Annotated in this window: 16 protein-coding genes; 7 read left to right on the top strand and 9 right to left on the bottom strand. The window is 61.6% G+C overall.

What is annotated here, in order from left to right:
• Window positions 1–429: 429 nt before the first annotated feature.
• Entirely contained in the window at window positions 430–732 is a 303-nt protein-coding gene (locus QW863_RS31625; protein WP_315769698.1) for a hypothetical protein, read from the bottom strand.
• 130 nt (window positions 733–862) lie between these two features.
• Here QW863_RS31625 and QW863_RS31620 point away from each other — a divergent pair, with 130 nt between their 5' ends.
• Genes QW863_RS31620 through QW863_RS31605 form a run of 4 tightly spaced genes read left to right on the top strand, consistent with a single transcriptional unit; the run spans window position 863 to window position 10,323 of the window.
• A complete protein-coding gene (locus QW863_RS31620) occupies window positions 863–2,068 on the top strand; it encodes a hypothetical protein (protein ID WP_315769696.1) in 1,206 nt (401 codons plus the stop codon).
• Between the two features lie 2 nt (window positions 2,069–2,070).
• Window positions 2,071–3,636, top strand: a complete 1,566-nt coding sequence (locus QW863_RS31615; protein ID WP_315769693.1) for a caspase family protein — start codon at window positions 2,071–2,073, stop codon at window positions 3,634–3,636.
• Window positions 3,637–3,658: 22 nt separating this feature from the next.
• Window positions 3,659–4,777, top strand: coding sequence for an AAA family ATPase (locus tag QW863_RS31610; protein ID WP_315769690.1), 1,119 nt, complete (start codon window positions 3,659–3,661; stop codon window positions 4,775–4,777).
• A gap of 5 nt (window positions 4,778–4,782) precedes the next feature.
• Window positions 4,783–10,323, top strand: a complete 5,541-nt coding sequence (locus tag QW863_RS31605; RefSeq protein WP_315769688.1) for a hypothetical protein — start codon at window positions 4,783–4,785, stop codon at window positions 10,321–10,323.
• A 308-nt stretch (window positions 10,324–10,631) separates the two neighbouring features.
• Here QW863_RS31605 and QW863_RS31600 read toward each other — a convergent pair whose 3' ends face one another.
• Window positions 10,632–11,135, bottom strand: coding sequence for a hypothetical protein (locus tag QW863_RS31600; RefSeq protein WP_315769686.1), 504 nt, complete (start codon window positions 11,133–11,135; stop codon window positions 10,632–10,634).
• Window positions 11,136–11,276: 141 nt separating this feature from the next.
• Here QW863_RS31600 and QW863_RS31595 point away from each other — a divergent pair, with 141 nt between their 5' ends.
• On the top strand, window positions 11,277–11,507 hold the full coding sequence (locus QW863_RS31595) for a helix-turn-helix transcriptional regulator (protein ID WP_315769684.1): 231 nt from the start codon (window positions 11,277–11,279) through the stop codon (window positions 11,505–11,507).
• Between the two features lie 158 nt (window positions 11,508–11,665).
• Here QW863_RS31595 and QW863_RS31590 read toward each other — a convergent pair whose 3' ends face one another.
• The 4 genes from QW863_RS31590 to QW863_RS31575 all read right to left on the bottom strand — a co-directional run bounded on the left by QW863_RS31590 (window position 11,666) and on the right by QW863_RS31575 (window position 15,455).
• Complete coding sequence (locus QW863_RS31590) at window positions 11,666–12,907, bottom strand: tyrosine-type recombinase/integrase (protein ID WP_315769682.1); 1,242 nt, start codon at window positions 12,905–12,907, stop codon at window positions 11,666–11,668.
• 120 nt (window positions 12,908–13,027) lie between these two features.
• On the bottom strand, window positions 13,028–13,630 hold the full coding sequence (locus QW863_RS31585) for a RadC family protein (protein ID WP_315769707.1): 603 nt from the start codon (window positions 13,628–13,630) through the stop codon (window positions 13,028–13,030).
• 70 nt (window positions 13,631–13,700) lie between these two features.
• Window positions 13,701–13,868: a hypothetical protein gene (locus QW863_RS31580; RefSeq protein ID WP_315715306.1), complete on the bottom strand. Its 168-nt coding sequence runs from the start codon at window positions 13,866–13,868 to the stop codon at window positions 13,701–13,703.
• Window positions 13,869–13,904: 36 nt separating this feature from the next.
• The gene (locus tag QW863_RS31575; protein WP_315715307.1) at window positions 13,905–15,455 is read right to left on the bottom strand and encodes an alpha/beta fold hydrolase; all 1,551 of its coding nucleotides are present in this window, start codon (window positions 15,453–15,455) and stop codon (window positions 13,905–13,907) included.
• A 148-nt stretch (window positions 15,456–15,603) separates the two neighbouring features.
• On the opposite strand from QW863_RS31575, the gene mddA reads away from it, so the two are divergent.
• Together mddA and QW863_RS31565 are read left to right on the top strand one after the other, a co-directional pair.
• Window positions 15,604–16,383, top strand: a complete 780-nt coding sequence (gene mddA / locus QW863_RS31570; RefSeq protein ID WP_315715308.1) for a methanethiol S-methyltransferase — start codon at window positions 15,604–15,606, stop codon at window positions 16,381–16,383.
• A 210-nt stretch (window positions 16,384–16,593) separates the two neighbouring features.
• On the top strand, window positions 16,594–17,784 hold the full coding sequence (locus QW863_RS31565) for an MFS transporter (RefSeq protein ID WP_315715309.1): 1,191 nt from the start codon (window positions 16,594–16,596) through the stop codon (window positions 17,782–17,784).
• Here QW863_RS31565 and QW863_RS31560 read toward each other — a convergent pair whose 3' ends face one another.
• The 3 genes from QW863_RS31560 to QW863_RS31550 all read right to left on the bottom strand — a co-directional run bounded on the left by QW863_RS31560 (window position 17,785) and on the right by QW863_RS31550 (window position 20,926).
• Entirely contained in the window at window positions 17,785–18,588 is an 804-nt protein-coding gene (locus QW863_RS31560; RefSeq protein ID WP_315715435.1) for an intradiol ring-cleavage dioxygenase, read from the bottom strand.
• 96 nt (window positions 18,589–18,684) lie between these two features.
• Window positions 18,685–19,509: a type I methionyl aminopeptidase gene (gene map / locus QW863_RS31555; RefSeq protein WP_315715310.1), complete on the bottom strand. Its 825-nt coding sequence runs from the start codon at window positions 19,507–19,509 to the stop codon at window positions 18,685–18,687.
• Window positions 19,510–19,606: 97 nt separating this feature from the next.
• The gene (locus QW863_RS31550; RefSeq protein ID WP_315715311.1) at window positions 19,607–20,926 is read right to left on the bottom strand and encodes a mechanosensitive ion channel family protein; all 1,320 of its coding nucleotides are present in this window, start codon (window positions 20,924–20,926) and stop codon (window positions 19,607–19,609) included.
• Window positions 20,927–21,012: the final 86 nt, after the last annotated feature.

Raw genomic sequence — 21,012 nt, 5'->3', positions numbered from 1 at the left:
ACGCTGCTTCTTTTCAGCCGGCCTTGAATATCCAATAACAGCGGGCCTCATGGAAGGGCTTGCGGCAATTGAAGCAAGCCGCAGTCTCTCGCTCGTTATTTTATCAGGAATCCCCAGAGCAAAACAATAGGACGTGGTTTAGCTTGCCACAAGCGCAGCAATGCTTGGTCATGAATTCTTCGTGCATTGAATCCGCCGAATCAGCAGGAGTTGGCGCCTCTCATGCGTGACGGAACGATGGCGAACGTCGGGGCTAGCTCTTCTTGATGAGCGGATGGCTCGAATAAAGGAGCACAGCTGAGCCTTCGTTCCACTCGGTCGCCCACTCCTCATGCTTGGAGACCCGGGTGCCCGCGGATCGGGCCGGCCGATCTGCCTGTTCAGGCCGCTGCCTCAAATAGCAATTTGAGATGTTGCGGGTCCCCGCCTTCAACCTTCTTGAAAGCGTTCGAAAGCTACGGTCGATAATACAACAGCACTGAGAGGTCGGTGTTGTGCCGGTCGCCCCGATCCAATTGCGGCCTTGAGTGCATGGATCATGAAGGAGTTGCGCTGCTTGTGGGCGCACGCCTTCATCGGCCCATTGAACATGTCAGCCAGGGCGATGCCGTAGTTGCGGTTACATTCTGTTGAGCCGTACTCGCCGCGGATGCTGATGCGCTCTTGCGAACGTACCAGCCCTTCCTGCCGAACGAGGATCGAATCCTGCCTCTCAAGATACAGCGAAGGCACCGAGCGATGGCAGCGAAATATGTGAACTAGTTCACATTTGCCCGGCGGAGACGAACCCGGATTCCTTTTGACCGAGCGAACTCAAGTGCATACACTATTTGGGCGTGTACTGCGAGCGGGGGGGGGGGCCATGCCGAGCATTATATTCGTCCATGGAATAGGCGTCCGGGCGGCGTCACCACCGAACGATAGCGAGCATCCCTATAAAGCAACTTGCCGCGTCATCCAGAATCAACTTTTCTACAGGCAAATCGGATGGAGGCTAGTCGAGTGCTGTTGGGGGGACGATCTCGGCGCCCAATTGAATGCGCGAGGCAAATCGTTTCCGCCGATCAAAGGGAACTTAGGCATAGAAGCCCGACCGGAGGACCCGGCGCGGCTTTGGGAACTGCTTATTGAAGACCCATCGTTCGAGTTGCGTGCGCTCGGCGCCATGATTTCAGAATTGCCGGCCAGCGGCGGAGTAGCCCCTGGGCAGATACCTCCGTGGCTCGCGTTGAAGGCTAACCTCGATAACTTCGTATCAAGCGCAGCCCTCACCGATAATCTCAAAGCTCTTGATCTAGAGGTGCCGTTCGCGACTGCGCTCAAGCTGATCCAAGCCGATAGGGCGACGAGCGACGCTCTGGCTCACCCTCAAGCTTCGCGCGCCATTGCCCGTGCGATTGTCGCCGCGGCCTTGCGGCTCGCCATCGAGCAAGGCATTCCGCCGCCGAATTCTACCCAAGTCGACGAACTTGTCCATGAAGTCGAACAGCTTCTTCGACAGGCCCAGCTTGGCGCTGTCAAGGACTACGCGGCATCAGCGTTCATTGGTCTCGGTACGCGGATTGCGACCCGATGGGGACTCGGGCAACGCTCTAATTTGCCTGGGACTGCGACGCCCATTGCTGGTGACGTCATCTACTACCAAGCCCATGGTGAACGCATCCGCGCCCGAATTCACGAAACGGTCACGAGCGCAAGCGAGCCAGTAGCCCTTCTCGCACACAGTCTGGGCGGTATAGCGTCGCTAGAAGCCCTGTGCGAAAATGCTGCGACCCGAAAAAAGGTGAGGAAATTTATCACTGCGGGGTCTCAGTCCGGGTATTTCTACGAAATTGATGCTCTGCGAACGCTCCCGTACGGGCAACCCCTTCCTGTCGACTTTCCTGATTGGCTGAACTTTTGGGATGCTCGCGATTTCCTGAGCTTCGTCACAAGAGATGTTTACTCGGGTGGAGGCTCTCGCACCGACGTCGAAGTCAACAGCGGTTTGCCGTTCCCCGCATCTCATTCGGGCTACTGGCGTCAATCACTCACTTGGGACAAGATTCGAGCGTTCTTGGCAGCCTAACGATGAGCGACATCGTAGCACTCGTACTAGGAATTTCCCACTACCCTGATCTGCCGGGGGAATGGAACGTCAGCCAAGACTGCACGTCGCATGATGCTATTGCCGTTACCAGAGCCCTTGTGAGCCGAGGCGTAAAGCCGGCACGGATAAAGCTCCTACTCGGTACGCGCACCCGTTTGCCGGCCACGGTAGGAGGAGTCGTTCCAGGAAAGCTCAAGGAGGACGTTCTCAAGCGCTTCATCTGCAGGGAGCTTGGCGAGGGAGAATTCGCGGGTGACCGCTTCTTTTTCTTCTGTAGCGGACACGGCGTTGCGGCAGAAAAGCAACAAGAGACCTTGATCGTCTTGCCCGACAGCTTCGTCGTCAGAAATAATGCGAAGATATTCAACTGTCTCGCTATCGAAGAGCTGCGCGCTCAGTTGCAAGGCATGCCGCAGTTCGCCGAACAAATCTTCTGCATCAATGCTTGTCGCACGCCCCAGGAATGGTCGGTAACGGGCAAGGACGAGGTCAGTCGTGTTCAGACGCTACAGCTCGATCGGCCGCGCGTCCCAGTCGTCCAAGCCAGATACTTTTCCTCTGAGGAGCTCGCCCCCACTCCCGTGGAGGGTCTTGAGGGGGGCTATAGCAACGGGTTCTCCAAAGCAGTGGTTGAGTGCATCGAAGAGGCCGACTGGCCGCCTCAGCCGCGCGACTGGCGGTGGCGACTCAAGCGCGCCTGGGAGCCGACTGATATCCTTGGTGTCCGCGGCGGTGATCCAGATCTATTCAAGCTCCTGGAGAAGGCGCGTTACCAACTGGATCGTGGCCGGCAACACAAGCTCGCCGAAGGAGCACTAAAGCGCGCACTTAAATGGACCGATCGACGAGATGAACCCGACCTGTGGCGGGGGACAGTGCTTGACCTTCACGCGTTCGAAGCCGACTGCCTCGATATTCTATTATGGCGGCTCGAGGAGACCGTCTTCACCGAGAAAGTCGCGATCGGTGGCGTACGTCGGGTCTCACGCTGGCCAAAGCGCGGAGATCCAGCCGAACGGAGGAAGCGCGATCTTAGGGAAGAGCTTGCCTACTGTCTCACCGAAGATCGAATGGTGATTGATCCAGTCGCCATCGTCGAGGAACTCGCCGCGCTGGGGTCCGGTGCAAGAGTCATTTACGTTGAAATCGATGGCCCATGCGACGGCGCTATAGACCGGCCGTTGGTCGACGACCTGGTAGCATTCTGGCGCAGCATCATCGATGTGGCCGCCAAGCGGGTGCCCGCGCTACAATACCTGCCGTTGCTGCTGATTGGCCATATCGATCCCGACCTGCGGGCCTCTGAATCGATCGACACTACCTTATTTTATCACAGCGATACCCTTGCCGACGAGCATGAGCGCCGACTTTGTAAGGTTCGCGGCGTTGACGTTCGCAGTTGGCTGGATCCCATCATACGAAGGGATCATCCACGAAGGGTTGACATCGAAAGCGAGCTCGCCCGCGCGTTACGCGTCGATCTCATCGAAGACATCGACGTGCGAATGAGAGAGATCATCACCGCTGTCAATAAGCGCACGCTTTAAGGGCCCTAATGCCGGAGGATATGTGAAAGACGCTGTCGAATTTTACTCGGGAGTTCCCGGACGAAGCAGGGAAATCGCTCCGGAGTTTCCGCCTTCAATTCATGATCTTTTGCGCCGAAGCGAAACTTATGTGCCCGATGACGGCCTGAAGAGCGCCGTGAACGTCGCGATACTTCTCGGCTTGCCGCTGTTACTAACGGGGCCGCCGGGAAGCGGAAAGACCAGGCTTGCCCATGCTTTGGCAGCCGAGCTGAATTTGGGAGAGCCCTTAGAGGTCGTGGTCAAGTCAGACGCGACCTCTCGCGACTTGCTCTATATCTTCGACGAACTCGGCCGGTTTCAAGATGCGCAGGCTAGTGGCCGGGGGGATGACCTTGGAGCGGAGGCAGCCATTCGACCGCTGCGGGCGTATTTGCGTCTGCAGCCACTTGGTCGTGCGATCTTGCTTGCGGGCGGACCGCAAGCGCCGATCGAGCTTCTCGACGGACACGCGTTCCGTGGTCGGCACAAGGACGAAGCGCCGCAGACTTTCAAGGAACTTGCTCCAGAAATCTTTCCCGAATGCGATGGGCCCGTGGTCAAGCTCGTATTGATAGACGAGCTCGATAAGGCTCCGCGAGACCTTCCAAACGACCTACTGCGCGAGCTCGAAGATATGGCCTTTGAAATCAAGGAGCTAGGCGTGCGGATACGCGTGCCCCGCGACGAAGCGAAGAACCCACGAGTGCGCCCGATCCTAGTTATCACAAGCAATGCTGAGCGAAGTCTACCCGAGCCGTTCCTCCGGCGCGTTGCCTTTTACGACATTCCAGATCCAAGCCGAGAACGTCAAATTGACATGCTAAGGCTTCGGTTTACGGAGATGAAATCGTCAGTTACGGTAGAGGCGGCCGTCGATCTCTTCCGCGACATCGTGGACAAGTTTCCTGTCGGCGAGCGAAAGCCCGGCACTGCGGAGTTTCTCGCCTGGTTCGCCTATCTTCAGAAGAAAGGCTTAGGTTCTGAGAAGACCTTGCCGAACGAACTTCCCGACGCTCTTCGCGCCAGCCTGGTCGTACTCGCGAAGACCAGAGAGGCACTCGCAGCCGTGACTGAAGTTGTAGATGCCTCGCTGAAATCGCAACCCGTAGCTGGTGGGTAGCCCCAATGATCGGAGCGGACGTTTGGCTGTCCCGCTCGCATGAGCTTATCGCTGGCCTAGCAGACGCTGGTCTTCCGACCGGAACCGGCGAACATCTAAAGGTTCTAAGGCTTCTGCAGCTACTAGAGGAGCGCGGGGAGTCTCCTGCAACCCTCGACGAGACGGTGCGCTATATTGCGCCCGTCATCTGCTCACGATCCGACCAAATTGACGCGCTGCGTGGTGTGCTTGCGTCTCATCTCTTTGCCGACGATATTGGATCGACAAATAAACGTGTCGTTGCTCGGAATGGAATTCGCAGCCTTGGCGTTGAATGGGCGATCTTAGTTGCTGTCGCGTTCGCGTTCTCGGTCGTCGGAGTCCTGATCAATTTTATAGCGCCGATGACGTACTTCTACCTTTTGCAAGGCGTCGAACTCATTCGGAAAGTCGGCTGGGAATCACGAACAAATACAGCGAGTCCGGAGCTCGCGTCGGGCATTACACCGCTTAATATCGCGACCACACTGCTTACGGTTTTTGCCATTTTTCTCATTTGGCGTCGTGTCAGAGCGGCGGTGAGGCACGGTCCGGTCAGCCGAGATGGCCGTCCTAAGCACGTGAGCATCGCGGGACCTGAAGACGACACGGACAATCCTCAGCTGCTACGGGCGGCACGATTGCTAAATCGTCCGCAACACAGACCAACGAAGACTCTCGATGTGCCCGCAACGGTGCGCGCGACGGCTGAGGCAGGAGGACGCTTTTCTCCCACGTCGCTCATCCGTCGAATTCCAGCAAATTGGATGTTACTCGTGGAACGCGGAGGTCCGCAGGATCCGATGCCGGAGTTTGGCGAACGCCTCTCCCTGGTATTAGCACGTTCGGGCGTTCGCCACACGGTCTACGAATTTCGACGCTCGCCCAATTGGGTAAGAAGAAAGAGCTCGAGAGATGGCGCTCGCGGCCTAAACATGTCTCTTGAGCGAGCGCTGGGCGCCGACCGCCCAACGCGTGTCCTAGTTCTTGCGGAAGCCGGAAATGTCATCGACAAACGGACCGGTGGCCCAGCACGTTGGCTGACCGACTACGACTTGCCGACCCCAATCGTGCTGACACCAAACCGGACAGAAAACTGGGGTGCCGCCGAGGCATCGGCTACCCGAGCCGGCATCCTGGTGCTTCCGGCGGATCCGGACGGGCTTACGAGCCTAGCGCATCGTGTGCAGCTCGACGACCCCGGCCCGACGTCGGTCTCGTCAGCGAAGGAGATTCAGTTCGAACGGTGGCAGGCTGAGCGATTTACCTGGCTGTCTCAGACCAAGCCCGAGCCCGCTGCTCGTGCGGAGCTTCTGAGGATCATCAGATCCCTACTCGCACCGAAGGAATTCCGTCTGCTTGTCGGGGTCGCGGCGTTCCCAGAAGTGCGTCTCGACTTGATGTCGACTCTCGATCGTTACCTCCATCCGGTAGACCTTGCGAGCGAGCAGCGTTCCCGCCTCCTCGCTATTGGTCGACTGGTTTGGTTGAAGGAAAGCTTTATCCCGGACTGGCTCCGTGAAGATCTCATGGGTGCTTCGTCGGCTCGCGAGATGCGCGGTCTCCGCGAGGCCTGGACGGCCCTGCTTACGAAGATCCCGGCACCTGACGAGCAACGATCGACGTTGGAAATACATTTCGCCGCAGATGGGCTCGCGTCAGGCGCACGGGCCGACGGCTTGTTTCTCGATTTTATGCGAGGCAAGTACGATCTTCCAGCGCCACTCAGATGGGGAGGTCTCGCTGCTCTGTGGCGGGCTCCCGATCGGACTGAGCTTCTGGTCGCGGCTCTCGGCGTGCTTCTGGTGATTGGCGCACTGTTCGCTGAGGTGGAGGTTGGTGCGTACCTCGAGCTTGCGCTACGTGGTTGGTACCGCTTCATTGCCCGAGCCAAGGACCTTCTTCCCTGGTCAACCGCATGGCTTATATCGGCCGCTTCTCTGCCGGTCGTCTCGGCCACAGTGTGGTTCGGCATTGTACTTCGTGGGAATGTGAAACCAAGCGGATTTCCACGTCACGCCCTCGCCGCTACTATTGCAGGGCTGCTGACGTTGGCAGCTGGTTGGTTAACCGTCGGCTCTGCGACGGACTTTCGCCTCTCCAGCGCTATATTGGACTTCGCAGGTCCCCTCGTCCTTGCGGTATCGGTTGTGCTGCTGATCCTGCGGCCGCTTCGGCCACCAAAGCAAGCGGTACAAGGATTGCAGGACCTGGTCCAGACCGGCCGCGGAACCGGATTGTACGATCTAGCGACCATGCTTGCGCTGCTATGGCTATTCTGCGCGGGCGTGATACTCGGCACCCTTGTGCCGTCATACACGGGTTGGTCGCCGCACGCGGCCGCATGGTGTGTAGCATTGGCAACGCTTGGCTTCATGCGAGCGGCGCTGATATCGGCATCAGGAGCAGGGCTTCAATCATCATCGCCCCCTCCGTCACCGATCTGGCGCGATGCCGCCGTGGGTTTGGTGCTCGGGCAGGCTTCCGGCGCTCAACTAGCCTGGATGTTGTTACAGAATGTTCCAGCGTGGTCGCTGGAACAACAAGCCAGCCATTTCGGTGCCTGGTACCTCGCTTTGGGCTTCATGCTGTTTGGCTCGGCGGTCGGCTTCTCGGCGGCTCTACGGACGCACGGGATCGTCAATCACATCGGAGGTTACGCGCTTTGCTCAATTCCACTCCTTCAGGGGATTGTAGCGGCTACAACATTTGCTCTGCTAGGACCCGAATATCAATATTCGCCTTTCGCGCTCCTGGTCGGATTGTTCCCATCGTTATTGGCAGGTCTTATCATTCCATTCGTTCTGGCGCGCCGCACCGCCGACCGCCCGGGAGTGTTGGTTGCGTTGCTCGTATTGAGTCTGCCGGGATTCATTGTCTTCGCTCTAACATTCGTCGGCTATGTTCCGAGTGGCATTTTCGAATGGATTATTCCGCTTCCGTTGGTCGCCGCAGTCGCTGCGACATGGCCACTTATTCAGCGCCTTGTAACTAATGAGCCGTCGGTTACCAATGAGGCTGGGGAGTGGCGTCCGCGGCCGGTGTCAACTTGGCTATGGGTATGTGCGCCGCTGGTATGGCTCACCGTCGTGCAGTTTTCAGCGGGCCCCGTAGTCATCGACCTGCCTAGCCTAGCAGTACCACTTTCAATAGTCCTTGCTTGGCGCTTCGGCTTGCGGGGCTTTCGTACAGCAGTCCTAATTGAACTCGCGGCATTCTGGTACTACGTGCCGGATCTGTTCACCCTAGCGCTTTTAGCGCCGTTGGAGATTTTTCTGCCTGCTAAGTCGCAATACGGTCTACCGCCATGGGTCGCGACAATTACACTGGATGTTGCAGCGACCGTTTTATTCATAGCGCTACTAGTCTCGCGTCCGTCTCTATTTCGAAGGATACGTGCCACGTCGCAGCTGCCACGATGGAGCGTTGTAGTCTTGATTCTGCTGCTCTGCTTTCAGGCCGGGAAATCCGACCGCCAAGCGGCACAGAAACAAACTGCCAAGATTCATTTTGAAGAGAGTCGCCCAGGAGCGCAGAATTCAACGATTATGAAGGCAGAGCTCCGCGATCTTATAGTGTTGGTGGCGGATGAGCCGCGAAGCAGCAAGCCCCCGCAAAGACGTCCAAACAACGCGGGATTCGACAGACCGGTCGACAGACAGCAAGGCAACAACAACGCCAGTGGGCCAAGCGACGCGCTCCAAACAGACAAGAATATCGAGCGCCAAAATCTTCCGGATGGTGGGAACAATCCCAATAGGCCGGTCGACAAGATCCCTGATGCAGAGTTCAATAGACCGGTCGACAGGCTGCACGATAACAACAGCGGGCTCAACGAGGTTGACAGTCCCCAGACGCCCGATGCGGATGGGCCCGCTGGTCAAGGCAGGAGTGAAAGCGGCGCAATTAATGAAACTCTAAGCGCTTCGGCCGAACGAGCAAGTGACCTCAACCGTCCCTCAGGCCCAGCCTCAAGCTTTGGACTCAAAGCCCCGCTGGGCTGGTCGCCGGGCACACTAGCGGTTCTGGTACTATTTCTCCTAGCGATTTCCGGCGTTCGAAAACGGGCGTATATTGTTGTGAGCGCGGTTTTTGCTTCCGGTGTGGCATCGGGTGCGCTATGGCTCGCCGGAGTAGGTCCGATGTCATTCTCGCCACTGTCTTTTGGCGCCGCGGCCGGAGCGTTGGCGGCCTACAGTGTTGGACGTTATTTCGATCGGGTCTCGCTCATAATTCCTGGAACGGAGCGAGCCGTACCCTCCGGACTGCCTATGCCGCGGTTCAAAGTCCTTGACTACACGGTCGTGTTCGGACTCGTGCTCTTGGCGTCCCTCCTCTCGATTGATCGTTTCGCTCCAATGAACCTGTCGGACCAGACATTCACCGATACACGTGCGGCGGTCTTTGCGCTTACAATGCTGTTGTCTTGGGTCGTAGGAGTTCGCTCGGGTACCAATAGATCAAGAGTTGCTTTGATTGGAGCCGCACTTTTCACTATCAACGCTATGAGTTGGTTGGGAGTGTTAATGTTCACAAGTCGAGCAGCCATGCTTCTCGGTCCCCTTTTGCCCCTGATGGTTTTCATCGTTGGCATTAATTGCGGTAACGCACTGTTCAAGCCGATGGAAGCCATGGCGGTTGGTCAAAGTGGCCCGCTCAGTAACAGCTGGCTGGCGTCCGCACGTCGCTGGTTCACACCGATGGCTGATTATGCTGATCGCGTACTGGGGCTCGCGCGCGACCGTCTGAATTCCATGACATCTCCGATCCAACTGCAGGAATCGAGCGATCCGTCGAATACAGCCGCCGTCTCCCGAGGGACTATCGCCGGACAAGCGATCGTGGCTGCAATCGCGGCGGCGAGCTCGCGCTCATCAGAAGCGATTCAGAACGAAACCCGTCCCGTTTCTCCAAACAATCCCTGCCCGTTCTTGCGAGCCCTCGTTGCCGGCGGCTACGTCGACGATCACGTCGTACCGGTTGCAACGCTCGCCCGGATAATCGCGAGAGCGGGAGGTAGCGACAGCCTCGGCACAAGGGTGAACAGCTATGTCGTTGCACTGATTGGAAACGGCCTTAGTCCGCGGCGTCTTTTGCGCACCGGATGGTACGGCGTGGAACTCGATTCGCTGCGGAATGGTCCGTTGGACAAGCAAGGAGTAGGTTCACGCATTTTAGATGGTCAAGCAAATGTTGAGGAGGCGGAACTCGATCGTCTCGCGAGTTTTGCCAGGCAGTGCAGAGATACCGGAGGCTCTCTCGAGCTTGGACTCAGGCGGGGGGATTTGGAAAGATATATAGCCGCGAACATTGAGCGAACGAAGGACAGAGTTCGGTGGTACGACTCGCTCCTCATGAAAGGCGAATTTCCCGCGCTGTTTGACCTTATGCAGAAGGAAGGTCACACTCCTTATCTTAGCGTTGATGAGGTTCGTACGCTGTTCGTAGAGCGACGACTGCCGGATCGCATTTCCGAGCGACTAAAGGTAATGCGGCGGGTCGAGGCTCTGGGGAGAATCCGAAGCTAAGTAGTCATAGCTTGTGCTTCGCTGCGGATGAGAGGATCGAGAAAGGTCTAGGAGACGTGGCATCGAGACGCTGGACCTAGGCCGAAGGCACCGACCCTAAGGTAGCGAGCGAGTGAAATGACCCGGGGAAATGATAATGGGCGCACTGGCCGATCATGACCTCGCCGGCGGCTAGTCGGTCGCGCCAATTTGTGACGCGAATGCGGCGACAGCTGCATCGTATCGGCGCTGAACTTCATTTCGCTCCAGTGCTGGACCCCGACAGCATCGCCCAGAACGCCTGAGACGCCTACGGAATGCTTGCAGCATTAGGGCGAGACTTCGGTTGCAACTTCACAGCCCGGCACTGGTATCTGAGCGACCCCGCAGACCGCTTCAATTAATAGACGCGTCGCTCGCGCATCCCAATCGATCTGCTCGATAGGTTGCTCCCAGTAGTGGGACATCACATAGGCCGCATGTCGCGCCTTGACGCCCAATCCCTTGATCGTGCGCGCTGGGGTAGTCATGATTGCTCGCTCAATCGGGTACAGACGAGCTAAGACGGCCTCCGTCTTTTTCGATCGTTCTTCGTGACCCGTGTAGGACTCGAGTCCAACTTGAACATCGTGCCCGTCGCGCGACCGGCCGTCAGGATCAATTGCTGTTTTGTTGCTTGCGTTCTGTGCAGCAAGCAATTCTGCGACAAGTCTGTCAAATTGAGCCTCAAGGGCGAGGAGACCTGCGTCGCTGTCCGTCGGCGGGGGAAGCGAAGGTTCGGGGTGCGGCGAACTGAAGATAATGCCATCTTGGGAAAATTGCTTGTCCTGCATCTTGACCCTCCCGGTTCGATAACGCCTGCCAAGCGCACCGGCATCGTGGTTCAGTCCGTTCACGTTTCGGACCTTCCGTGCCGGCTATTTTTGTCGGTTTAAAGCGGTGGGTCAATAACAGACATCGATGTTGTCTAAGACATGGATTATCGCCATGTCTTCGCCACAAACCTCCGCCGTTTCCGGACTGAGAAGGGATATTCTCAGGAAGCGTTGGCGCATGAGGCGGGCGTAAACCGGACCTATATGAGCAAGTTGGAAACGGGCGGTAGCTTCGTGGGTCTCGAACTTATGGTGAAGCTCGCCAAGGTGCTTGAAGTCGAGCCTGCAGACTTCCTACGAGTTCCTTCGCGCAGATCGCGCAGAAGCTAGTCCAGCCGACCAAGAAAAGCGTCGTCCGATGGACGTCGCCGGGTTTAGAAGTCCGGCAACAAATCAACAGAAGTTGTTGCCAAGCGCCACGATGGTAATTGGGGGCTGATGGCGTAGGCTGCCTTGAGCGATCGCGGCACACCCATGTCTCTCAACCTCTAGGCTGCCGGGCGGTGCGCTTTTCTCTCGAGCAGCGAGCGGATGAAGCGGTCCCATTCGGCCATGCCGGCACGCTTCTCGCGCATATAGTTCCAGCGATCATAGCTCTTTGAGCTAACATCGTGGAGCGCATGATTCTGAATGCGATCGCGGATCTCTTTGGGCACTCCGGCCTTGCCGGCTAGCGTCTTCCAGGTGCGCCTCAAGTCGCGATTGGTGACGATCGGGATTACCTCCCGCCCCCGCTGCCTCCACATGAACGAGTACAGTGTACCTGCACTCACGGGTCTTGTCGGATCCATCGCGGACGGGAAGAACCAACCGTGTTCATTCGGTGCGATGCTCTGGATAAGATCAGCAGCCACCGAGGGAACGGGGATAGCGTGTGACCTTCCGTTTTTCGTTCTGGACCAATCGATGATGAGTTCCTGCGCGTCCCACTGATGGACATGCAAGCGCGCTATCTCGTCCACGCGCTGTCCGGTAAGCATGATTATGCGGACTGCCTGCGTGTACGGCCGGTGTACTGGCGCGTCAGGACATTCGAGCCAGCGGTACAGCCGCAGAAATTCATCTTCGTCGAGCCAGCGCGTTCCGGCGACCTTTCGCTCAGTCGGTATAGCGACGGCAGGATTTGACACGAGATTGAACCGGCGCGGCGACGAACTCCGATAGTCGTGCTCCGACTTGAGCGCCCAGGAGAACGAGGCTCGAATATAGCAGCGGACATGATCAGCCATAGATCGCTTGCCGCGCGCGTAAATCGGGCGGAGTACGGTGAGCACGTCGTCAGGCGTCACCTCGCGGGCCAGCACATGGCGCCCAATAACATCGGCCGCCTTATTGAGCTGCTGCTCCACGTCGGACCACGACGATTTGCTCTCGCTCTTCAGATACGAAACGTAGCCAGCGAAGAGATCGGCAACGGTACCGGGGCGCTTATCTCTCGCGACCTTGACGCTACGCCCGTCAAGGATGAGTTGAGCATAGTCACGATCGAAGATCGCTCTTGCATCGGCGAGAGACATCGCCGGGTACCGTCCAAGCGTCGTTTTGATCCTGCGGCCATCGCGCCACTGTTGTGCCATCCAGGTTGCCGTGACGCGGGTAGGCATTGGCTTGAGGATGAGAGCCAGGCGGCCAGTGCCGTGGCCCTCGCCATCGACTAGCAGCCGCTGCTTGCCCGTGCGCCCTACTTCCTTCAGCGCACGCCGAATGATGCTCTCGGTGATGTTCGCCATCTCGCGTCGTACGCTCCGGACTGGGGACGGTAAGTGGGGACGGTTACGTTCTCGTTCCGCTCACCAAAGGTACTGCGGCCCAGAACCCGCAATCAAGAAATATACAATGATTTTAAGTGATTAAGCGTGATCGAACATGCACGTGGAAACGTGAGTGGGATGGTTGTGCACCAGGATGATCGCAGTGGCCGACAATTCGAGCGCGCGCTTGATCACCTCGCGCGGATAGACCGGCGTGTGATCGACGGTGCCGGTCTGCTGCACCTCGTCGGCGATCAGCTGGTTGCGCTTGTCGAGAAATAACAGCCTGAACTGCTCCTTGTCGGCGAACGCCATGCTGGTGCGGCAATAGGTGATGACGTCCTGCCATGACGCCAGCGCGTGCTTCTGCCGCACCTCGCCCTTGGCGATGCGGTGCGCGGCGGCGGCGATCAGCTTGAGCTGGGTGATCGAGGCGTCGCCGACGCCGTCGATCTCGCGCAGCCGCGGCTCCGGCGCGTGGATCACCTCGGCGAACGATCCGAACGTCTTGAGCAGCGCCTTCGCCAGCGGCTTGACGTCGCGCCGCGGCAGCGCGGCGAACAGCACCATCTCCAGCAGCTCGTAGTCGTTGAGCGCGTCGGGACCGGCGCTGTGAAAGCGCTCGCGCAGCCGCTGACGGTGGCCGTGATAGTGCGGCGTGTCCGGCGGCGTATCGTTGGGAGGAGGGGCTTTCTCGGGCATCGGCGTCAGCATGCCGTGACGCCGCATTTTTGCAACCTCGAAGTGCTCGCGCCCCGCAGGGCGCGCCTTGCTAGGCCGCGCGTCCGGTCAGCACGATGGCGAGGCCGACGATGAGAGAAAACGCGGTGGGGTAGAAGGTGAGCGCAAAGCCGAAGGCGCGGCCCGCGCCGCCGCTGGCATAGCCGAGCCAGAACAGCACCCGCCCGAGGCCGAACAGGATCACGAGCGTGAGCAGCACCGGACGACGTCCTTCTCGTCCGTCGGGCGATCCTGCTTATGGCTGCAGACTGCCGATGAAGGCGTCGATGCTGGCGAGGGCCGGCCTCTGGTCGCCGGCGAACATCCAATGGTCGGCGCCGTCGAGCTCGACGAAGCGCGCGTGACGGATATGGCTGGCGAGATGCCGCCCGGCCCCGACGAGCACGGCGCGATCGTGGCGACGGTGCAGCACCAGGGTCGGTGCAGCGACCCGGGCGAGCAGGTGGCGGACGTCCGTATCCCTGAAGGCTTCGAGCAGGCCCTTGATGGCGCCGGGGCTGGATGCCGCGCGAAGCAGTCCGGCCCACCAGGCGCGCGCCTGGGGATCGCCAGCCAGACTCGGTGCGAATGTTTCGATGCCGGCGGGGCCGCCCCATTCGGCCACCAGCTGCCGCAGCCAGATGCCGTACTGGCTGGCCTGCAGCGCATGCGGATAGCCGGGCGCGGCGCTGCCCTTGGCGAGCGAGGCGAACAGGATCAGCCCGGCGACTCGTTCGGGATGGTCGGCCGCGAAGGTGATGCAGGCCGGTCCGCCCTCGGAGGCGCCGAGCAGCACCGTGCGCCGGCTGCCGGCGGCGTCGAGCACGGTCGCGATGTCGCGCGCCGTCGCCTCCACGCTGGGGCTGAAACCGACCCGGTCGGAGAGCCCGATGCCGCGGCGATCGAACAGGATCAGGCGGCCGATTCTGGCGAGCGCGGACAGCAAGGCCCGGCAGTGCGGCTCCTCCCAGATCCGCTCGACATGCGAGACGAAGCCGGGCAGCAGCAGAATGTCCTGCGAACCTGTGCCGTAGGTCTGATAGGCGAGATGAACGCCGCCGCCCAGGACATAGCGCGTCGGCGGTGCGCTGTCGCCTTGCGCCGCAACGCCCTGCGCCAGCAGCGCCAGCGTGTCGGTTTCGGGAGCGACACCGAGCTCGTCGCGCAGGCGCTGCGTCAGGGCGTCGAGATGGCGCTGGGCGGCGGCGCGGTCGCCGGCCAGCATCAGGCTGCGGATCAGGGCGCGGCCATAGACCTCGCTGAGCGGGTCGAACGCGACGAGGCGTCCGGCGTGGACCGCAGCCGCGGCATGGTCGCCGGCCGCGCTGCGATCCCGCACCACGCGCTCCAGCGCCTGGACCGCCCGGCCGCGCAAGGCTTCACGCCGGAAGAACGCCCATTCCTCGAACTGCGGACAGTCGCCGGGCGCGAAGCCGTCCAGGAAGTCACTGGAATAGAGGCGGCAGGCCAGCTCGAATTCGCCGCGGTCGCACGCCGTTTCGAAAAGCGCCGATTGGACCTCCAGCTCGACCGCTTCCGCCCACCGAATCGTCGCGCGATCGATGGTGAGGCAGCCGTCGCCGAGTGTGAGCTGGAGCCGGTGCAACAGGCGGCGCAGCCGCGCCCGCGCGACCTCCTCGGAACACTCCGGCCAGAGCATCGTCGCCAGGACGTCCCGCGCGACAGGGCCTTTCGCCTCCGCCAGATAGACCAGCAGAGCGAGGCCCTTGCGCAGCGCCAGCGGGCACGGCTGGCCGTCGCGATGCAGCTCGGGAAAGCCTAATGTCCGGACGCGGAACTGAACCATCGGGGGTGCGACCTGGGTGGCTGCGTTCGGGGGACGCTCGGGGGACGGTCGATTGGTAAGGGCTCAGGCTCGCGCGAGACGCGACCGATCCCAGGATCGGGCGTCTCGATCAACGCCACGCCGTCCTCGCAGCAACAAGGAAACCTTCATGTCCGGGCGTCTCCTCATCATGCTCTACGCCGTCGCGAGCTATGCCGTCTTTCTTGGGTCGTTCGTGTGGGCGGTCGGTTTCGTCGGCAATTACAACTATCTCACGGCCAAGTCGATCGACGTGGGCGTGTCCAGCGCCGTGACCGAGGCCGTCGTCGTCGACGCGCTGCTGCTGGCGCTGTTCGCGATCCAGCACAGCGTGATGGCGCGGCCGGCGTTCAAGCGCGCGTTGACGCGCATCATTCCGGCGGCGGCCGAGCGCAGCACCTATGTGCTGCTGTCCAGCCTGATCCTGCTGCTGCTGTTCTGGCAATGGCGTCCGATCCCGAGTCCGGTCTGGCACGTCGAGGGTGTCGCAGCGGGCGTGCTGACCGGCGTGCATTGGCTCGGCTGGCTGATCGCGCTCTCCTCGACCTACATGATCGATCATTTCGATCTGTTCGGCCTCCGCCAGGCCGTGCTCGCCCTCCGCGGCAGCGCCGGGACGGCGCAGCCTTTCAGAACGCCGCTGCTGTATCGGCTGGTGCGCCACCCGCTGATGCTGGGCTTCCTGCTCGCCTTCTGGGCCACGCCGGAGATGTCGGTCGGCCACCTGCTGTTCGCCGCCCTCAGCACAGCCTACATCCTGGTCGGGCTGCAGCTCGAGGAGCGCGATCTGATCGCCCAGTTCGGCGACACCTACCAGCGCTACCGCCGGCGGGTGCCCATGCTGCTGCCGCGACTGATCGGCGGCCGGCGGACCGCCGAGACGGAGACGGAGGCGCGCGGCGCGCCGTAGCCGGCGCGGGCTCGACGTCCGCAGGGCTCGTCGGGCACGCTCGCTTTTGATCACGGCTTGCCCGGTGCCGAGCCCACGTAGACGTGAATTGGGGCCGGGGACCTCAGCACCTATGTCAGGCTTGAATGCTGCGATGCAAAATCACAGCTCGACAGCCTCTGTTCTCATAAGGCCCTATGGCCTGCCGTTTCCGCCCGAGAGAGATCCGCGTTGACCACCATCACGTCCGATTCCGGCGACTCGCTGTCCGCCTGGATCACGCTGCTATTGGCCTTTTCCTGCGGGCTGATCGTCGCCAACATCTATTACGCGCAGCCGCTGATCGGGCCGATCAGCGCCGACCTCGGGCTGCGGCCGCAGCTTGCGGGACTGCTGGTGACGATGAGCCAGATCGGATACGGCGCAGGTCTCTTGTTCGTGGTGCCGCTCGGCGATCTCATCGAGAACCGCAAGCTCGTCATCATGACCATCATCGTCGGCGCGGCCGCGCTCGGTTGTGCGGCCCTGGCGACGAGCCCGTCGACATTCCTGCTCTCGGCGCTGCTGATCGGCTTCGGCTCGGTCGCGGTGCAGATCCTGATCCCCTATGCCGGGCACATGGCGCCGGAGGCGATCCGCGGCCGCACCGTCGGCAACGTCACCACCGGCCTGATGCTCGGCATCATGCTGGCACGGCCGCTCGCGAGCTTCGTCGCGGCGCATGCCTCCTGGCACGTGATCTATGCGGCCTCGGCCCTCGCCATGGTGATCCTGGCCGGGGTGTTGCGCCTCGCCCTGCCACCGCGTGAGCCGCAGGTGCGGCTGAGCTACGGCCAGCTGCTCGGCTCGATGGTCGAGCTCTATCGCGACACGCCGGCGCTGCGCCGCCGCGCGCTCTACCAGGCCGCGCTGTTCGGCGGCTTCAGCGTGTTCTGGACCACGTCCCCGCTGCTGCTGGCCGGGTCCGATTTCCGGATGTCGCAGACCGGCATCGCCCTGTTCGCGCTGGCCGGCGTCGCCGGCGCGATCATGGCGCCGGTCGCCGGCCGCATCGCCGATCGCGGCTGGACGCGACCGGCGACCGTCGCATCGATGCTGATGTGCGCGATCGGCTTCGCGTTGACGCTTTCGGTTCCACTCGGAACGAACGGCTCGCTGGCCACGCTGGTGATCGCCGCCATCGCCATCGATTGCGGCGCGCAGCTCAGCCTCATCCTCGGCTATCGCGTGCTGTTCGTGCTCGGCGCCGGCCAGCGCAGCCGGCTGAACGGGCTCTATATGACCACCTTCTTCGTCGCCGGGGCGGCGGGTTCCGGCCTCGGTGCCTGGGCATATGCGCATGGCGGCTGGACGGCCGCCGCCGCGCTCGGCACGGCGCTGCCGCTCGCGGCGCTGGCCTATCAGTTCACCGAGCCGAAATGATCAGAACGGGCTGCGCTTGAGCCCGGGCACCAGCGCCGCCAGCCGGTCCTTGATCCAGGGTGCGGGTGGCAACTTGCCAGTGGGCATCTCGACCGCGGCGGCCGGGTTGCGGCTTACGGCCAACGTGAGGGTCGCCAGATAGTGATCGCGCTCCTCCTTCACCGCGCAATGCGCGCGGTGATCGGGATCGGCCTCGGTCGCGACGCGGTCATTGGCATTGATGACCAGTCGCTGCTTGGGCCGTCCGGTGTAGTCGGGCACGTTGGTGTAGATGAACTCGTTCAGCGCCTCGGGAAAGAAGGTTTGTCCGGTCAGCACCGTGGCCTCGTCGACAAACACCCTGAAGTGGATGTGGGTGGCGCGGCCGGCATACCAGCCGGGATAGATGGTCCTGAAGCCGGCCCAGCCGGCGGCGTCGGCCATCTGCGTGCCGCGCAGGAACGTCTTTCCGCTCTGGTCGAGCTTGTGAGTGTCGCTCTGGCCAGGATAGCCCGAATAGATGCCGCGGGCATCGCAGTGCCAGATGTCGACGCGCGCGCCGGGGAGTGGCGCGCAGGAGCCGGCCTCGATGACGCGAAGGCGCAGCCTGAGCGGCACGCCCGGCCGATCCTCGGCGATCTCGGCGCGCACCAGCTTGGGATCGAGATAATAGGGACCGGATTCCGACTGCGGCGTCAGGATGCAGGCGTCGTCGGCATTCGCCGATGCGGGAGCTGTCTCCGACGCTGCGCGCGCCGGCGGCGTCAGCAGCGCTGCGCCCGCCGAGAGCAGGCCGAGAACGCCACGGCGTGTTGCGTTGGTCAGAGCAGCCTCCCGCAGTCGCATGCGACGGAAGCGGCAGTCGATCAGCCGGGCATGGCAACAATCGGACGCCCGGCGGCCATTCGGCCAGGAGCCCGCTCACACCTGCGTCAGCGGCTTCTCTCCATGGCGCTCCGAGAGCGTGAAGATCTCGACGCCGTCGGCGGTGACGCCGACCGAATGCTCGAACTGCGCCGACAGCGAGCGGTCCCGCGTCACCGCGGTCCAGCCGTCGGACAGGATCTTCACATGCGGCTTGCCGAGATTGATCATCGGCTCGATGGTGAAGAACATGCCGGGCTTGAGCAGCACGCCCTCGCCGGGACGGCCGACATGGATGATGTTCGGCTCGTCATGGAACAGCCGGCCGAGACCATGGCCGCAGAAGTCGCGCACCACGCTCATGCCCTGCGGCTCGACGAAGCTCTGGATCGCGTGGCCGATGTCGCCGGTGGTGGCGCCGGGCTTCACCGCGGCGATGCCGCGCATCATCGATTCGTAGGTGACCTCGATCAGCCGCTCGGCCTTGCGCGCGATCGGGCCGATCGCATACATGCGGCTGGAATCGCCGTACCAGCCGTCGACGATGAAGGTGACGTCGACATTGATGATGTCGCCTTCCTTCAGCGGCCGGTCGTTCGGCATGCCGTGGCAGACCACGTGGTTGATCGACGTGCAGGTCGAGTAGCGATAGCCGCGATACATCAGCGTCGCCGGATAGGCGCCGTGGCTGAAGGCGAAGTCCCGGACGAAATCGTCGATCCGCGAGGTCGGCACGCCCGGCTTGACGATGTCGGTGAGCGCATCGAGGCACTTCGACACCAGCGCGCCGGCCTTGCGCATGCCGGCAAAGCCGCTCGGGCCGTGCAGCTTGATCTGGCCGTTCTTGCGCGCAGCGGTGTCGGTCGCTTCGATATAGTTCATGGGCCTGTTTCGTTCTCAGGGGTGTCGCGGGGTGATCGCCTAATTTAATGATCGTGCCGGCCGGTGCAAGCCGGGTGTGCACGGCCGGATCTGCCGCCTAGCCGGTCGGCACCTCCAGCGTGGTCTCCACCGGCAGCGCACCTCCGCGAACGCGAAGCTCTCGCACCGGATACGGCACCCTGATGCCCTCGCGCTTGAAGGCCTCCCACAGCGCCAGCATCACCTCGCTCTTGACGCTGTCCATGTAGCTGGGGTCGGCGATCCATGTGGTCAGCGAGAACTTCATGCCGGCCTCGGTGAACTCGGTCAGCAGGCAGTTCGGCGCCTTCGATTTCAAGGTGCGCGGCGTCTCGGCCGCGATCTCGGTGGCGAGCTTGCAGACGACCCGGGGATCGGCGTCGTAGTTGGTGCCGAAATTGACCTTCACCAGCGTGTTCTTGTCGGTGTAGGTCCAGTTGGTCACCTTCTGGGTGACGAGGTCCTCGTTCGGGATCAGGAACTCGCGGCCGTCGCCGGCGGCGACCGAGATATAGCGCGTGTTCATCGCGCTGATGCGTCCCGAGCTGTCGCCGATGGTGACGAGATCGCCCGGCTTCACCGATTTGTCGGCCAGCAGGATGATGCCCGCGACGAAATTGGCGACGATGCGCTGCAGGCCGAGGCCGATACCGACACCGGCGGCGCCGGAGAAGATCGCGAGCGCCGACAGGTTGATGCCGACGGCGCTGATCGCAATCGCGACGCCGAGGATCATCAGGCCCATGCGGACCATCTTGATCAGGAGCACCTGGATCGACGGCGTCAGGTCCGTCGAGCGCGTGATGCGGCTCTCGACGAAATTGCTGGCGATGTTGGTCAGCCACAGCACCGCGAGCAGCAGCACGCCGAGCTTGATCACCAGCAGCGGCGTCAGCCTGAGGCCGCCGAGCACGACAGAGATGGAATCGAGCGCGTCGACGACGTTGTCGAGCTGGCCGATGATGCTGAGCGCGGCCACCAGCCAGGCCGAGATCGACACGATCTGCACGATGAAGGTGCTGCGGATCACCGAGGTGATCAGCCGGATCACGAGCCAGGCGAGCGCCAGCTTGAGCGCGACGGCGAGCAGGTAGCTGCGGCTCGGCCAGGTCCACAGCAACATGCCGGTGCGGGCGATCCGCATCAGGATCACGAACACGACCGTGGTGACGCTCTCCAGCAGCACCCGTAGCAGCTGCCGCAGCGGGCCAGGCCAGCCCATCGCCAGCGAAGTCAGGTCGATGCGCGCACGCACGGCGGCGCTCGCCGCAAAGGCGATGCCGGCGCCGCTCAGCACCAGTCCGAGTTGAAGATAGAACCACGGCGAGGTGACCTCGGCGCCGATCGAGCGGCCAACGGTCTGCAGGAAGTCGAGAACGTCTTTCAGGTCGAGGTCCATCAGCGGGGTCTCGGAGGGGAACAGTGGCGCGGGTTGGCCGGATCAGCGGAATTTAGTTCGTTTTCGTCACAGGCGATTGCCGCGAA

It is taken from the genome of Bradyrhizobium sp. SZCCHNR1017, from assembly GCF_032381375.1.
Classification (GTDB): Bacteria; Pseudomonadota; Alphaproteobacteria; order Rhizobiales; family Xanthobacteraceae; genus Bradyrhizobium.
The sequence above is the reverse complement of the archived record's forward strand: the minus strand, read 5'-3'. Positions and strand labels throughout refer to the sequence as shown.